Here is a 16697-nt window from a genome sequence, read left to right as displayed (position 1 = left end):
GGGACATTCCTAACTATAAAAATGCTCTTTCATGAAACCGAATTTTATTCCCATACGCATCTTCATCAAGAATTTGGAACCCTTGGATTTGAACCGCATAAAACATCGGCTGGGTCCGGATTTTTAAATACGTGTCATAATCCATTGCCTTAAAGCCTTTGAAGCTGGGATATATATTTGCTTCTAAAATCCACGGGAAGCCGTGTTCATCTAAAGCAATATCAATACCAAATTCAGCGAAATGTTCATTTTTTTGATCCATAATCCGGCAAAACCTTTGGCAAAGGTTTAAAATGTTCCGGTGAACAAGCGAGAAGTTTAGCCCTTGGGTTGAACTCTTGATGACCGTTTCCAATGTCATCGCCTCTCCGCCCCGAGCAATATTGGTTAACTCTTCATCTTCTCGAGCAACCCTGCATTCAATTCCGGAGCATTGCCACTTCCTTTTGTTATATTTCTGCATCACAACCCTGACATCAAGGGATCGATTATTTATCTTTAGGAGCGGGATATAGGTTTGAAATAAATACTCTTGATCAAAAATCCCCATTTCCTCTAACAGTGCTTGTAAATCTTCTTTATCCTTCAGTCTGTGCTCTACCTTTGTCATATTTCGATAATCAAATAAGCTAAAACCTTCTGTTTCAGAATCTAATTCTACTATAAAAATTCCGCGTCCTCTAGATAAGCTAACTGGCTTTAAAATAACCTTCCCATTTTCTTTTACAAAGTTGATTAATTCTTCCATGGTATCTAAAAGGATAGTTGCCGGTAAGTGCTGCTTAAGTTCCGGGTTGTTTTTTAGTAAATAAAGATCTGACTTTTTAAAGTGGTAGGAATTAAATAAATGATTATCGGTTAATTCCACAAGTTGTCGAATATCAGCTTTCTTTTGATGGAAATTTCGGCGGTAGATGGTAGAGGGGATGGGGGTAGAATCATAGCGCCAATGTTTTTTTACCGGGTCATAGATCATCCCATAGGCAATTCTCTTTTCCCAATCGACTGAACTTGCTGAAAAGGCGATTGTTACTCCGCCATAACGATGGTATTCCGCAAAACGGTCATTGAATTTCTCCATATAATCTAAATTATAGACATGATTTTTTTCACCTAGCAGAAAGCCGATGGTTGGACCAATAATTGCCTTTCTCTCTAAAAATTGGATTTGATATACTAGGTCCACAGGGAGATGCATAAGTTTTACCAAAGCGTCAGAAACAAACAGTTCCACTGGATTTTGATAGGAATTATGTCTTAGCGGGATTGCATCTTCGTAAATGTCAAAGTGACAGATCTCTTCTTTCACCCCAAATTTTATAATTTCAGGTTGTTCCCTCCAATTCTCGGTAAGTCGGTCAGGTAATTTCATTTTCATTTCATTATCATGAAAAACCTTAAATTTCACCCAAACATTCTCAAAATGGGGACTTGATTTTTTGACAAACGGGGTAATATTATCATGGAGTAATTCTTGATTGCTTTCCTGAACGTTCGCTTCAGTTTCCCAACTATTCGTATGCATGGTTTGATCATCATTGTTCAAGTCCATGATTTCTTTGGCAAGCACAATCGGCCACTTAAGAATCGTACCAGCTACTTTCTGATTGCTATAACTTATGTCTTTCACTAGGGTGAGGATAGGGCATGTGGACTTAATTCTAATTTCACCATTTTCCATCCACACAAACTGAAGACCAATTTCATAGATTCTTGGATAATAATAATGGAGAATCTCTAAAATTTGGTGACTTACTTCAAAAAGGTATTCTTGCGTTTCCTCTAGCATTAAAAGATGATTAGTTAGTAGCAAATAGGCTTCCTTAAAAGGTAATACTTCATCATCCTTCTTTGCATAAATGATCGGCGTATCCCATTGATGGTTACAATGTTTTTGTCCTAAAATGTAAAAACTGAAGGATGTCGGATGTTGATTCCTAGTAACTAAATTTACATCCTTTAAGGCAGGATGTGTTGCCATCAAATCCAGGAAATGCTTATTCTTAATATTAGTCTTTTCATTAATAAGCGTAATACCTGTTTGCTGTGCAAGTTCAAAGATTGTCCGATTGTTTTTCTTTTGATGATAATTTGAGGGATTATAGATTACTGAAGGAATTTCGATGAAACCCAGTAAAACTATCTCCTCATCTATAATCATCATTGCATTTCCCTTACGTTCGTTTACCTGTAATTCTTCTATATTAAAAAATAGTATATCCAAATTCAACTCTTCGCCCGCTATAGCATATTGGAAAACAAAGGCATCATCCTCGGTTAATTCCTCTTGGGCAAGCCTATTCCATTGCCGTTTTGGTAAAATAATACCAATAGACTTTTCATCCATTTCTCTGTCACCCTCAATCATTTCAGGTCATTTATTATTTTTTTGTTGATGTTAGTCTTTTATTTCAACGATTTTTTCCATTGTTCATAGATGTCTGGTTCTTGAATTTTTACATGCTCTAAAAAGGTTGCTAATAGACCTAATTGTTTTAAGTCTTTGAAAAGTCGTTTTGGAAACGACCTGTGAATTTTAAAAGAATTAACATGATCGATGATTTTCAACTTTCCATTCTTATCATAGATCGCATGTCTTAAGGAGAAATCAATTCTCATAAACTGTAAACTTCTAATTTCTTTAATTAAATTAATAATTTCAATTGTTAACTCTGCGGAAATTCCCGTTGATTTTTCAAGATATTCTTGCAAGGATGGCCCGGTAAGGTATTCCATAAGAATATAATTTTCTCCCACTTCATAAACCTCTGGTAAAATGGCTGTTTTTTCACCAATTTGTTGTAATACCCGCTTCTCTCGAAGGCAATAAATTTGTTTTGAATAAATTTTCACACAGCGGTCATCGGATAGTTTAAACACCGCTCCTTGCAATCCTTTTCCAATCAGGGGATAGTCGGTTGGATTGATTTGAACCTGAACTGGTTTCCCCGGCATAACGACAATTTGGGTAAAATCATTCATCTGGCATTATCTCCTTTTTGGAATTTTTTATTTTGTACCTTGTTAAAACATTTCCGGAGATCTACATATTAGACAAATGGAAGGAGTGCATCAATAAACTCTTGTGCCGATTGAAAACGTTTGAGTTTATTCTTTCTTGTTGCTTTCCTCATAACTTTTTGTAATTTCTGATTGGGAATCTGTTTGCACGCTTGTATTTTTCGAATGGGTGCAAAACCTGTTAACAGGTACAAACATACACATGCAGCACTATATAAATCTGAACAATAGGTTAAGTTGGCAGAAAAGATTTGATTTTGTTTCTTAAGCTCCGGTGGTCGATACCATCTTGTTGCTCCTCGATGATTTCCTATATATTCACCCGAGTCATTTGTACGGACGGAAGAACCGAAATCAATGATTTTGACTGTTTTCGGGTCATTATTACAAATTAAAATGTTATGTGGAGTAATATCACAATGGAGAATGCCATGTTGGTGGATTACCTTTAATCCTCGAAGGATACTCATTGTTATTTGAACTGCACATTGTTGATCATGGATGATTCCTCTTTTAAAATAACCAAGTCTTCCACCAGGGTGATATTCTAATACAATATACCCTGTTTGTTCTTCCTCGAAAAAATCTAAAAAGGTAATGATATGTTTATGAATGGGTATGCTTTTTAGTAGATTGCTCTCTTGTTCTGCTTCTTTTTTGCTTTCAACCTTTTTTATTACTACCTGCTCTTTTTGTTCATTCAGACCAAAAAAGACCAGGCTTGTCGCACCCTTCCCTATAGGTTGGTGATCCAGTGTATACTTTTCGAATGTAGTTCCCCCCTTTGTGAACTTGGCTTTTTTATATCATATTATTAGTGAGACAAGAATTCTTGTATGTATAACCATAAAAAATGAGGTTGTCTCAAGTGGACAACCTCATTTTTTATGAAACAAACATTTCGTCTATTGGCAGGAGCCTCTGCAATCCACGGAGCTCTAATTCCATTAACTTATTTACTGCTTTTTCTTTTTCAATTCGCAGGCTAGCATCATCCAATGTACAACTTACGGGAACATCGCATTTTATTTCAGCAAGCAGCCTCGACAAATGGAGCATTTCTAAATCTTGCTCGATCTTAGTCTTATTTGACTTGGACAATCGATCTAAATTAGAGATAATCCCTTCAACATGTTCAAACTCCTGTAGGAGCTTAAGTGCTGTCTTTTCCCCAATCCCTTTAACGCCGGGATAATTATCGCTTGTGTCCCCCATGAGGGCTTTTAAATCAATCATTTGTTTAGGTGTAATTCCTTTATCTTCAAAAAAGGTCTCAGGTGTATGCACCAAGTAGTTACCATATCCCTTTTTTAATAAAATAACAGAAATACTTTCATCAAGCAGTTGCAACATATCCTGATCACCCGTCAGGATCGACACATGGGCAAAGTCTTTCGATTGATTGGCAATCGTTCCAATGCAATCATCTGCTTCATAGCCTGCTAATCCAATATTGGGAATATCAAAAGATGCGACCACTTCTTTGACTAGATCAAATTGCGGGATCAGCTCGATCGGTGCTTCACCGCGATTGCCTTTATAATCCGAAAATAATTCCGTACGAAAGGTCTTACTGCCCATATCCCAACAAACGGCGAGGTGTGAGGGTTTAAATGAAGAAACCGCCGTGAATAAATGCTTAACAAAGCCATGTATTCCATTTGTCGGTGTTCCATTTGAATTTATCATAAATTGTCCTGTAACTGCAGTAGCGTAGAATGCACGAAATAGCAAGGCCATTCCATCAACAAGCATAAGTGAAGGCTTTTGATTCGTCATTTTTGACCTCCTTATTTTGTGTCGTTTTAAAACAACACGATTTCTATTATAACATAAGTTGGCCTGAAAGATTATTCTATTTTATGATCCTCATAGGATATCCAATCACTGAAGCTCCCGACATAGAGTTTTACTTTTTCATAACCAGCTTCTTTTAATGCAAGGTAATTAGGAGTTGCGGTAACCCCTGAACCACAGTAAACAATAATCTCTTTATTCGGATCGATGTCTGAAAACCTTTGCTTCTGTTTTTCTGCATTTTTATATCGACTCTCAATAAACCCTTCCATCCAGGGTTTATTTATGGCACCGGGAATATGCCCAGCTTTTTTATCAATCGGTTCTTCTAAACCCAGGTACCTTTTTGGTTCTCTGGAATCGATTAAGATCTTCTCTTCTGACTTTTTTTCAACTATATCTTTTACTTCTATTGTGGTTGCCAGTAATTCTGGCTTAATGATGTAGTGGAATTCTGTTTTATCAAATGAAGGAATAACTTGGGTTATTGGATAATTTGCTGCTGCCCACCCATTAAATCCCCCATCAAGTACATAAACATTGTCATGACCAAGGTACTGAAGCAGCCACCATAAACGGGCTGCATACGCACCTTCCCCGTTGTCATAGGCGACAACTACAGTGTTTTCATCAATACCTGCAGCTTCTATTTTTTTTATTAAGTCCTCTACCAATGGCAATGGATGCCGACCGCCGTGGACTTGAATCGGACTTGACAAATCTCTTGCTAAATCAAAGAAAACTGCGCCTGGAAGATGGCCCTTAATGTAATCTTGACTGCCTTTTTCCAGCTCAGCTAATGAAAATCGGCAATCGACAACCCTGACCTTGCTCTCGTTTAAGCATTTAACTAGCCATTCCTTGTCTTTAACAAACTTCACGAAGCTTCCTCCTTGTCCTTGAATAATACCTTACAAGTTTTTTTGTATATTTCTTAAATATTCAATGGAAATTCCTCCATCTAAGGCTGAGAGGTGGCTTAAATAAAAATTATCCACTTGTTCATTCATTTCTTCTAGTAAGCGGTTGAATTCCTTTGCGATTTCATCTGAATAATGTGTTTTTAAACGCTGAGCTTCATGCGTTAAATATTCATCCACGGGTATATTAAGCACTTGATACAGTTCATCACTCATGAATTTCTTTTCATTTTTCTCAAAAAATGATTTTGGATTTTTAAAGTATGATAGGGCTTTCGTAAATAGCTGTTTATTCATATCTTTAAAGGCAATAGGAAATTCGATTGATTGTTGATGGTTTACTTCAAAGACTGAAAAGGATAGGTCTTGATTGATTTCTTGTAAATTCCGGATCAGAACTGATTGGTAATCTGCCAATTGCTTTTCAGCAAATCGCTCGAGCCGGACAGTTGTTGCTCTCATTTCCTGAGCAAAATCGAATCCCAGGCTTTCAAGAAATTCATCCAGTGCCGCTAATAGTACTTTTTTCAAATTCCGCCCGTCATCCTTTAGTGTGGCGGGATTAAATGACTCCCTAAAGAAATCCCCAAAGCGCAGGAAAACTCTTTGTTTAATGTAATAAACCAATTCATCTGCCTCTTGATTCAGGAGGTTTTGCATGCTGTCCATCATTTGGCTTTGCAATAATACTAAGATTCTTGCTTTTTGTTTTTCAATCGTACCGCGTTTTTTCTCTTTTACCGATTGGTCTTCCTGTGAACTTTTGATAAGTTTATCAATTAAATCATAGACACGGGTTATTTCCTTTTCAGCTGAAGAAATAGCCATTTCCGTTAATTCATTGGTAATAAAATGATAAAAGGCCTGCTCAAAGTTAGCCATTCCCGATTCTGAATGTGGATTTTGCGTCACCTTTTCTTTTAATGCTTGCAAACTTGATACAGGATATAGATGGGGATTTCTTATTCCATATTTGCCGAGTTGTTCCTCGACATAATTAAGAACTGTATCCTTTTCCTCTTCATTCTCTGCAAGGTCAATTGCGTTAATAATAAAGAACAATTTATCCATTTGAAAGGATTCCTTTACCCGTCCAAGCTGAATTAAAAATTCACGGTCGGCTTTCGAGAAGGCATGATTGTAATAGGTAACAAAAAAACATGCATCTGAATTTTTAATGTAATCAAATGCAACACCTGTATGGCGGGCATTGATTGAATCAGCTCCGGGTGTATCAACAAGTGTGATCCCTTTTTTGGTTAACTCACAATCATAGTAGAGCTCAATCCATTCGACGTAACAGGATTTTTCTTCATTTGCCACGAATTCGGTAAATTCACTTACGTCAGTTTCAAGTATTGTTCCTAATAAATTTCCAAACGCTTGATATCCTCTAGTGAATGCCTGTAAGAATGTAAAATGTGTCTTCTCCAAGACACCGCCATCCTGCCCATCTTGAAGGATTAGCTCGTTTATTTTTTTGGCAGCCCCCTCAAAATCCTCTGCCTGAAGTTCAAACACTCTCAATGAGCGATTAATATCCTCAAGCATCGCAGCTGCTTCCTTAAATTTAACAAGCACGGTGCCATGCGGATGGGTCTCCGTAACAGGTTTAATTTTATTAATGGCAGCGGTAGTTGGATTTGGTGAAACAGGCAGAATCTTAGCACCCATAAGCGCATTCGCAAATGAAGATTTACCGGCACTGAATGCACCAAATAATGCCACCGTAAAGCCCTTATTTTCGAGTCTTTCTGCTTTATCGACTAGATCTTTAGACAGCTTCCGAAAACCCGGAAGGTCTTGGATTAAAGATGACGTTTTTTGAAGCCGTTCCACGGTTTGCTCTAAATGATCACCTGAGGATGGAAGCTTAAGTTCATTGAACGAAGGCATATTGACATCATCAATTTTTAAACTGTTCCTATTCATGCTTCTTCCGTTCTCTGACATTTTCTCCTGTGTCCTGACCACTTCATACTCTTTTTCGTCTTGGCTAAATAGATGATGAAGATCTTCTTGGAAGATTTCATCTTTTGCTAATAACTCTTCAATCTTGGTTTCTTTCAATTTAGCTTTATTTTGATAATTTGTCAGCACTGTTAGGGCATCAATATATCTCCCGTTTTTGGTCTTATCCTGTTCATACTGTTCTATTAATTGTGCTGTTTGTTGTCTTAAGGCTTCTAAGAACTCTTCTTTAAAAAGCGCCAGGTTTTGTCGCGCAATTTTTTTAATTTCATTGGCCACATCTTCTGTGTAATGTAGAACATATTCTCCCGATACTCGTGCACCGGACTTTACTGTTTCTGATAAAAGGTTTGCCTGAACATCGATGGAATAAGATTGTGCCAAGCTTTGTAATTCCCTCGCGTTTAGACCCGTTTCCTTTAAAATGCGCAGCAAAAATTCGCGTATATGCCACTCCAGCTGAGATTTTGTTTTATCAAGAATATCTTGATGGAAGCTTTCGAGCCTTAGCTTTTTCTCATCCAACGTCTTTTGCTTAGAAAATAAGATTCCCACTTTGTATTCCAGCTGGCAGGATTCCAAATAGCGCTCAGCTAACTCTCTGGTTTGAAAAGGCATTAGGTACGCATTTTTCAGTATTTGGGTAATTTGGTGATCAAATTCCTTCTCAGTTACGGCTGGCCCCTCTTTTAAAGTCGTAAGGTTCCCTTCCAGTTCGCGAGAAGCATTGGACAATTCTCTTCTTTCTTCCTCAGATAACTCATTCAATATCTCAAGAACGGGACTTAGCTCAATCTCATCCTGCTTATTGCTATGAGCGAGATGATCTTGGGTAATTTTTTTTAAGGAATGAAAAATGGATGGAACTAATAATTGGTCCTTTGACTCCAATTTTTCGGCAATAAATTGTTTAAGATCTTTGAATTCATTAAAAGGTTGATCCTCATTCTTCAATGATGTATAAAAAATCCGAGCCGGTTTCACTCCCCATGATGCAAACGAATCCACCACACTACTTTGAAACTCAAAGAAGCTTAACTCTTCCTCATTATGTTTATCAATTTGGTTAATTACTAAGTAAACTTCTTTTCCAGCTTGGGTTAGTTCCTTTGTAAATAAAAAATTCAACTCTGCTTGGACATGATTATAATCCATGACATAAAGAATGATATCGGCAAGATGAAGGGCCGATTCGGTAGCTATTCGGTGGGCGTCATCAGCAGAATCAATTCCGGGTGTATCCATTATTACCGTATTGGCGGGTAGCCCTGTGTCACTATGACTAATCTCAATTTCTTCAATTTGGTCGCCATCTTTGCAATAATTCTTAACAATTTCATAATTATAAGGTGCTAAATAGATACGCGGCTTCTCATTTTTGAAAAAGACCTTTGCATATTCCTCTCCTGCCTTCACCTTTACTAAATTTGCACTTGTTGGAATTGGGCTAGCTGGAAGTAAATTCTCTCCAACGAGCTGATTAATCATTGTCGATTTCCCTGCGGAGAAATGGCCGCAGAATGCAATCATAAACTCTCTGTCCTTCAGCTTTATTGCCAGTTGTTTAACCTTTTCTGCATGATCATAATCCGCTTGTTTGGATAGAAATTCATATATTGAAACGATTTTTGTTTTTAGTGTTTGGATGTCTGCTTTCTGATCGGCTGTTTTCACCATTTACTTATTCCCCTTAACAACTTTGTAATATTTTTTATTTTATACGATAATTCAAACTTTTCCTATCTTGACACGGCTATTACTATAAACAAATTTCTCCCAAAAACGACAAAGAGCCAAGATGAAGGACCCTGGCTCACGAAAAAGTATTCATTTAATGTGTAACGTTTTTTAAGACGTGCTTCATGACAAATGCATAAATAATAACCGTTCCGCCAACTAAAGCAAAAGTCAATTGTAACACCTTCCTTATCAGACTCTCGTTGAGAATGATTTTCATCGATAATCAAAGTTTAACATAGGTGATAATCATTTTCAATAGACCTCTAAAAATTGTCACACTTTTTTAACAATATTGGGAAGAAACCGATTACAATCTTTAAATGATCCTTCATATTCCGTCAGTTCCTTTAACGCCTTTTCCTCCTCAGGGATCCGAATCATCAGCATTATGATATTTAATAGTGTAAATAAACCTGCTGTTAAAAAGGCGTTGAACATTAATGGTACAACTGCCAGTTCAACCGCTACAACAAAATAATTAGGATGCTTGATAAAACAGTAAGGTCCCTTTCTGATCACACTTGCATTTCTTAACACAATGATCTTTGTATTCCAGAACCTTCCAAGCGAGGTAATTGCCCAAATCCTGAATAACTGGGCAACTAGAAAAAGAATAATTAGGATGCCCCAAAAAGGAGAAAGCCCCTGATTCCTAAAAACCTTTTCACAACTTAAGAAGAGAAAGAAGAACAAATGCATCATCACCATATAGCGGTAATGCTTTTCTCCAAATTCAACGGCCCCTCGCTGCTTCATCCATTTTTCATTACTTTTTGCAATTCTAAGTTCAAATAACCGCTGAATAACAATGAATCCAACTAACAGCAGAAATGAGAAAATATTGGTCATTTTTTTATACCCACCTAAACAAAAGCAGTTCTGAACTAAAACCTGGTCCAAGCGCGGTACCAAGTCCTATCGCATCCTGAGGAATATCCATCTCCAGGTAACGCTTCAGCACATAAAATATCGTTGTGGAAGACATATTGCCAAACTGTCTTAACACTTCAAGCGAAACATCAGTCATTGAACCCGGTATCTCTAATGATTTCACATAGGCATCGATCACTTTTTTCCCACCCGGATGGGCAATAAAATAGTCAATTTTTTCAAGATTGATTTGATGTTCTTCTAAAAATTCACTTACATTCGGCTTTAACCAATCCTCTATGATTTTGGGGATATCCCGTGAAAATACGACAAACAAACCTGTACTCCTAATATCCCAGCCCATCACATCTAAAGAGTTCGGCATCAGCGTGGACTGTGTTGCTATGATGGACGGTGACGTCGCCTTATTCCTAAAATCTTCAATATTTGATTCATCACCGCAAACCAATGCACAAGCTACACCATCGGCAAACAAAGAAGTACCAATTAAATTACTTTTGGAAAGATCATTGCGCTGAAAGGTTAAGCTGCAGAGTTCAACTGAGAGGACAAGTACCTTTGCTTTTGGAAAGGCCAGGCAATATTCATAGGCTCTCGACATTCCAACAGCACCACCTGCACAGCCAAGTCCCCAAATCGGTACCCTCTTTGTGTGCGAATTAAACGGCAGGAGGTTCATAATTCTTGCTTCTATACTAGGAGTGGCGATTCCGGTGGTTGAAATATAAAAAATCATATCTATTTCTTGATAGGGAATATTCCTTTTTAAAAAGTCTGTATTATGTAAACATTTCTCGACAGCTTCTTTTCCTAAAGTGCACGCAGCTTCAATGTAGGCTGAATTTTTTTCTTCAAAAGTGTGATCTTCTTTAAACCAATCAAGATTTTTAACGAAATGCCTTTTTTCAATTTGACCATTTTGAAAAGCCCGTAAAAGCCTTTCAATATCCTTAAAGGAATCAGCGAAAAGCTCTCTTGCAAATTCAGATGCTTGATTTTGGTTCACTTCAAAAGGCGGTATAACCTCAGCAACAGAAATAATCGTAGGCATGTATTTGCTCCTTCAATCTATGTAAGGTTACTTTTTCCAAATTAATGGTAATTATTCGTTAGTGTTAAAAGGCATAAAAAAAAGCTTCCCTTGAGGGGAAGCAAACGTTTTGAAGGTTGTTGCTGTGCTCTTAAATTATATAATGGATAATAATTTCATTCACTAGCTAATGATTTCCATTTTTAAAATTCGAAGTAAAAAGCATAGCAGAAGCAATCACATGCTTCTTTCGTCTTATTTTTTATCTGGTTGTTTTTGAACCTCAATTTTAATTTTATTCTTCACTAATGCCCCACAGATTTTACAGATTTCTACATCATTATACAGAAGGCGGCAACGATCACAATAATATTTTTCCACAAAAACACACTCTTTTCTGAAGGAAAATATAAATTTATTACTATCATATTTAGAGGTTCTCAAAGTGTGACACAATTCTAAAAAGTTGTTCATTTTCTTGAGTAAGGCAATATTCAATTACTTTTATCACAGGTAAAGTGTGATAGTTCACATTTTAGTCACAAATATCCCCTGGTGATTGTGATATAAATCACTGTTGCATCAGTTTTATAATATTAACATAGTAGATATCCGAGGAATGAACATTTTGTGAACTACTAAATTTGTTATTTTTTCTTAACAATTGTTTTGTATTATGAAAGAGAACTAATAATTAATTTAACAATACTCTGAAGGGAGTGCAGGGGGATGGCGAAAGCGGAACTTAAAACAAATCAAAAAACAGAAATTGAAGACAGCTCTTCTCTTAAAGGGACATTAGCATCTGTTTTCTTATTGGGAGCTTTTATTGTTGTCACTTGGGTAAGTGTCTATTACCTGTTTGTTGAACGTTTTTAATGATTGAAGGGGGAAAGAAATATGCATATGCATAAGTTCGAGAAGATTTGGTTAACTTTTGGAATTAGTGCTTTGGTCGTATTTTTAACGGTTGTAGGAGTAAGCGCATTCTATCTTGGTAACAAGCCGCCAAGTTGTTTAACTACGATTAATGTGGATAAAGTCGATCAAACAAAACCATTTGATAAACCAGGATTACATAAGGTTGAAGGTAAAGATTGGGACTATGAATTAGTATATGTAGCTCAAGCGTTCTCGTATAATCCAATAAAAGTTGAAGTACCAGTTGGTGCGAAGGTCAAAGTTATTGCCACAACAAAAGACGTCGTCCACGGCTTTGAAGTAGCTGGAACAAATATAAACATGATGCTTGAGCCTGGATATGTCAGCGAATATACGACAACATTTGATAAGACAGGCGAATATTTAATTGTTTGTAATGAATATTGTGGTGCAGGTCACCATTTAATGAGTTCGATGATTGAGGTGGTAAAATAATGGCTAACTCTACAGCAGCAAAAGTAAAAGTTGACCCTCGTGATGCTAAGCTATCAATGGCGCACTTTTTTGTGGCCTTCTCTGCTCTTGCACTTGGCGGTTTAATGGGGCTGTTACAAACCCTTGTCCGTTCTGGAAAATGGGAGCTTCCATGGGGCATTGATTATTACCAAATCTTAACCGTCCATGGTGTATTAATGGGATTAGTTTTAACCACATTTTTTATTATGGGTTTTCAGTATGCTGCCGTAAGCAGAACAACCGGCGGTCATTCAAACGCAGCCCGACGCACTGGCTGGATTGGCTTTTGGATCATGTTAGTCGGTACCTTAATGGCTGCAACCATGGTCTTACTTAAAGAAGCATCGGTTCTTTACACTTTTTATGCACCACTTAAGGCACATTGGATTTTTTACTTAGGTCTAACGTTCGTAATTGTAGGCAGTTGGATTGATGGTGCCGCACAAATTATGACCTATGCAAAATGGAGGAAGAATAATCCTGGTCAGCCAAGTCCGTTATTAAGCTTTATGGCTGTTATTAATACAGTTATGTGGATAATTGCGACACTTGGGGTTGCTGCAACCGTTTTATTCCAATTACTTCCTTGGTCACTTGGATTAGTTGATACAGTTGATGTTTTAGTCAGCCGTACTCTATTCTGGTATTTTGGGCACCCATTAGTTTATTTCTGGTTATTACCTGCATATATGTGCTGGTATGCGATTATCCCGAAAATTATCGGTGGGAAAATTTTCTCTGATTCATTAGCACGTTTATCTTTTATTTTGTTCCTTCTCTTCTCGATTCCGGTAGGTTTTCACCACCAATTAACAGAACCGGGGATTGACCCTGCATGGAAGTTCTTACAGGTTATTTTAACCTTCATGGTTATAATTCCTTCGTTAATGACGGCTTTCTCTTTGTTTGCTACATTTGAAAGATATGGACGCTCAAAAGGAGCAACTGGTTTGTTTGGCTGGTTTAAAGTTCTCCCTTGGGGTGATGCTCGTTTTACCGTTCCATTTATCGGTATGGCATCATTTATCCCTGCCGGTGCGGGCGGAATTATCAATGCATCTAACCAAATGGACCAAGTAATTCATAATACTATTTGGGTAACAGGTCACTTCCATTTAACAGCCGCAACATCAGTAGTGTTAACGTTCTTTGGGATTTCTTATTGGTTAGTTCCACATTTAACCGGACGTAAATTAACAAAAGCAATGAATAAATTAGGAATTATCCAAGCTTGGGTTTGGTTTATTGGGATGGTCTTCATGTCTGGTGCAATGCACTTCGAAGGTCTGCTTGGCGGACCAAGACGTTCTGCTTTCTCCACCTATGGCGGAGCCAAGCAAGCAGCAGAATGGATTCCATATCAAATTGCTCAAGCGGTGGGCGGGACGATACTATTCATAGGCATTATCCTTGTTATTATCATCTTCATCAATCTTGCTTTCTTTGCACCTAAGGGGGAAGAGGAATTCCCTGTTGCGGTAGCTGAGAATCTTGAGGAAAAGGCACCAATGGTATTTGAAAACTGGAAATTATGGCTTGGAATTGCAGCAGCCCTCATTCTTTTTGCGTACACCATACCGTTTATCGATATCATTCAAAATGCACCTCCAGGCTCAAAAGGATTTCAGACATGGAGTAAATGGTAATAGGAAAAGCGGAAGCGCCCTGTTCAGAGGCTAAAAGGCTCCAATCTTTGAGATTGGAGCCCTTTTTTTATCTTTTCTCTTTAATTCAACCTATACACCTTGCCATATTTCTCATATAGATAATCAATTAAATATTTCGGATTGAGGCCTTCACCAGTGACATCGTGTAAGATTTCAAGCGGCTTTTTTATTTTTCCAAATTGGTGAATATTTTCGGTCAGCCATTCTTTTATCGGTAAAAGGTCCCCTTCCTCGACTAATTGATCAAAATTCGGAAGTGCTTCAAGCATTTTATGCTTAAATTGAGCTGCATACATATAGCCTAAAGCATAAGACGGGAAATAACCAAAGCTTCCTCCTGCCCAATGGACATCTTGAAGAACTCCTTGTGCATCATTTTCAGGTCGAATGCCTAAGTACTCTTCGTACTTATCATTCCATATCTTCGGTAACTCCATCACATCAATTTCATCATTAAATAAGCCTTTTTCAATTTCATAACGGATAATAACATGGAGCGGGTACGTTAGCTCATCTGCTTCAATTCTAATAAATGATGGTTTAGATTCATTAATCGCTTGATAGAAATCCTCAATGTCAACTTGTTCAAATTGACCATTTGCATATGTCTTTAGAAGATCGTAGTTATTTTTCCAAAATGGTAAACTTCGTCCAAGGATATTTTCATAAAAAAGCGACTGAGATTCATGAATTCCTGTAGAAGTTCCTGAACATAGCGGAGTACCAATCAGGCTTTTAGAAATATTTTGTTCATATAAAGCATGACCGCCTTCATGAATGGTTCCAAAAACTGCTGTTCGGAAATCATTTTCATCATACTTTGTGGTAACGCGCACATCGCCGGGGTTTAACCCGATTGCAAAAGGGTGAACAGTTTCATCCAACCTCCCAGCTTGGAAGTTATAACCCATTTTGCCGAGGATTTTCAAACTAAATTCACGTTGATTTTCCTTTGGGAATTTTTCAAATAGAAAATCCGTCTTTGGTTTATGTGGAGAGGCAGAAATTTGCTTAACCAATGGAACTATTTTTTCTCTTAATTCACTAAATACTTGATCTAAAACCTTCATAGTCATTCCGGGTTCGTACATGTCTAATAACACATCATATTTATTATCATTATGACCCCAATAACTAACAAACTTCTTTGTCATCTCGACAAGTTTTTCTAGATATGGACTAAACAAGGCGAAATCCGAACTTGCCTTTGCTTCCTCCCAAACACTCTCTGCCTTTGACTGAAGAATGACAAATTCCTTGTATTCTTCTGCTGGGATTTTTTTATTTCTTTCATATTCTTTTTTACATTCTTCAAGGATTTTCCTCGTCTTTTCGGAGAGTGACTGTTTTGATAAATAAGCTATGTATGCGGCCATCTCCTCCGAAGTAGACATTTTAAAAACTTCAGATGATAACAACCCAATTACTTCTGACCGTTGTTCAACTCCCTGCTTCGGTGCCCCTGTTCTTAGATCCCAATATACTAATCCAAGTGCTTCATTGTAGGCTGCCATCTTTTTTACATAATCTAGAAACTCTTTTTCTAATTGTGCATACTTCAATGCAATCCCCCCTCTCGATTCCAATTAAATTTTAACATATTATTCTAAAAAGAAGGTAATGCCCCTTTTTAGTGTATAAAAAAAACAACAGAAAGAATTTCTGTTGTAAAATGTATTTAATGGGATAAGAGATAGTTAATTGGAAAATAAACACACAAAATGTTGATGACGGTTAAATGACCTATAAAATTTTACTTTTTATTAATTGCTACTTTCCAAGTCTCCGGGCCTTCTTCAAGGTACTCCCAAGAAAATTGTTCAGGTCTTTCCATCATGAATTGATATAAAAGTGGTTTTGGATCATGGTCATTTACAATCATCATTGTCTCACCTGATGCTAAACCATCAAAGCCGTTAAATATTGTAGGGTGTTTTTCACGTGGTGGAAAATCTGGTACATTGATAACTTTTGCGTAAGTTTGCATTATTATCACTCCTATTAGTTTGTTAACTTCTATTTTATTATAAGAAAACATAGACAAAAACTTAGTGAGTAGTATCACACCGATCAGATGATTTTATTAATACAGGAGGTATGACAAATGAAGGAACGTATTGGAACTTGTAAATGCTGCGGTAAAGAAATCTATTGCTTAGATGGCTTTTTTAACGGAATTCACACTGAGGATAAGGAGATATATTGTTTTGAATGCTATGAGAAAATGGATAAAGAAAATCCGCAAAGTTGACCTTTGCGGAT

General features: G+C 37.1%; 15 protein-coding genes. 4 read left to right on the top strand and 11 right to left on the bottom strand.

What is annotated here, in order from left to right; all coding sequences use genetic code 11:
* Window positions 1-13 precede the first annotated feature (13 nt).
* The 9 genes from RCG22_RS24040 to RCG22_RS24000 all read right to left on the bottom strand — a co-directional run bounded on the left by RCG22_RS24040 (window position 14) and on the right by RCG22_RS24000 (window position 11391).
* Window positions 14-2347: a YheC/YheD family endospore coat-associated protein gene (locus RCG22_RS24040; protein WP_308104990.1), complete on the bottom strand. Its 2334-nt coding sequence runs from the start codon at window positions 2345-2347 to the stop codon at window positions 14-16.
* A 59-nt stretch (window positions 2348-2406) separates the two neighbouring features.
* Complete coding sequence (locus tag RCG22_RS24035; protein ID WP_308104989.1) at window positions 2407-2982, bottom strand: protein kinase family protein; 576 nt, start codon at window positions 2980-2982, stop codon at window positions 2407-2409.
* 68 nt (window positions 2983-3050) lie between these two features.
* Window positions 3051-3761 (bottom strand): serine/threonine-protein kinase, encoded by a 711-nt coding sequence (locus RCG22_RS24030; protein WP_308107239.1) that lies wholly within the window; start codon window positions 3759-3761, stop codon window positions 3051-3053.
* A gap of 145 nt (window positions 3762-3906) precedes the next feature.
* The gene (locus tag RCG22_RS24025; protein WP_308104988.1) at window positions 3907-4800 is read right to left on the bottom strand and encodes a 5'-3' exonuclease; all 894 of its coding nucleotides are present in this window, start codon (window positions 4798-4800) and stop codon (window positions 3907-3909) included.
* Window positions 4801-4871: 71 nt separating this feature from the next.
* Window positions 4872-5699, bottom strand: coding sequence for a sulfurtransferase (locus RCG22_RS24020; protein WP_308104987.1), 828 nt, complete (start codon window positions 5697-5699; stop codon window positions 4872-4874).
* A gap of 30 nt (window positions 5700-5729) precedes the next feature.
* Entirely contained in the window at window positions 5730-9386 is a 3657-nt protein-coding gene (locus RCG22_RS24015; RefSeq protein ID WP_308104986.1) for a dynamin family protein, read from the bottom strand.
* Window positions 9387-9540: 154 nt separating this feature from the next.
* On the bottom strand, window positions 9541-9666 hold the full coding sequence (locus RCG22_RS24010; RefSeq protein ID WP_308104985.1) for a hypothetical protein: 126 nt from the start codon (window positions 9664-9666) through the stop codon (window positions 9541-9543).
* 56 nt (window positions 9667-9722) lie between these two features.
* The gene (locus tag RCG22_RS24005; protein ID WP_308104984.1) at window positions 9723-10298 is read right to left on the bottom strand and encodes an isoprenylcysteine carboxyl methyltransferase family protein; all 576 of its coding nucleotides are present in this window, start codon (window positions 10296-10298) and stop codon (window positions 9723-9725) included.
* Window positions 10299-10302: 4 nt separating this feature from the next.
* Window positions 10303-11391, bottom strand: a complete 1089-nt coding sequence (locus RCG22_RS24000) for a type III polyketide synthase (protein WP_308104983.1) — start codon at window positions 11389-11391, stop codon at window positions 10303-10305.
* A gap of 708 nt (window positions 11392-12099) precedes the next feature.
* Between RCG22_RS24000 and RCG22_RS23995 the strand changes: the two genes are divergently transcribed.
* From RCG22_RS23995 to RCG22_RS23985, 3 genes are read left to right on the top strand one after another with little or no spacing between them, the layout of a single operon-like run.
* Window positions 12100-12249 (top strand): cytochrome c oxidase subunit 2A, encoded by a 150-nt coding sequence (locus RCG22_RS23995; RefSeq protein ID WP_098263391.1) that lies wholly within the window; start codon window positions 12100-12102, stop codon window positions 12247-12249.
* Between the two features lie 21 nt (window positions 12250-12270).
* Window positions 12271-12747 carry a cytochrome c oxidase subunit II gene (locus RCG22_RS23990; RefSeq protein ID WP_308104982.1) on the top strand — a complete coding sequence of 159 codons (477 nt, stop codon included), beginning with the start codon at window positions 12271-12273 and terminating at the stop codon, window positions 12745-12747.
* On the top strand, window positions 12747-14414 hold the full coding sequence (locus RCG22_RS23985) for a b(o/a)3-type cytochrome-c oxidase subunit 1 (protein ID WP_098263389.1): 1668 nt from the start codon (window positions 12747-12749) through the stop codon (window positions 14412-14414). Before RCG22_RS23990 ends, RCG22_RS23985 begins: the two co-directional genes overlap by 1 nt.
* Before the next feature lie 80 nt (window positions 14415-14494).
* On the opposite strand, the gene RCG22_RS23980 is transcribed toward RCG22_RS23985, so the two are convergent.
* Window positions 14495-15997: a carboxypeptidase M32 gene (locus RCG22_RS23980; RefSeq protein WP_374049405.1), complete on the bottom strand. Its 1503-nt coding sequence runs from the start codon at window positions 15995-15997 to the stop codon at window positions 14495-14497.
* A 191-nt stretch (window positions 15998-16188) separates the two neighbouring features.
* A complete protein-coding gene (locus RCG22_RS23975; RefSeq protein WP_066257041.1) occupies window positions 16189-16422 on the bottom strand; it encodes a DUF2249 domain-containing protein in 234 nt (77 codons plus the stop codon).
* 117 nt (window positions 16423-16539) lie between these two features.
* Between RCG22_RS23975 and RCG22_RS23970 the strand changes: the two genes are divergently transcribed.
* Window positions 16540-16686 carry a hypothetical protein gene (locus RCG22_RS23970; protein WP_308104981.1) on the top strand — a complete coding sequence of 49 codons (147 nt, stop codon included), beginning with the start codon at window positions 16540-16542 and terminating at the stop codon, window positions 16684-16686.
* The last annotated feature ends 11 nt before the right edge of the window (window positions 16687-16697 follow it).

The organism is Neobacillus nitrireducens, assembly GCF_030915405.1.
Classification (GTDB): Bacteria; Bacillota; Bacilli; order Bacillales; family Cytobacillaceae; genus Neobacillus.
The sequence above is the reverse complement of the archived record's forward strand: the minus strand, read 5'-3'. Positions and strand labels throughout refer to the sequence as shown.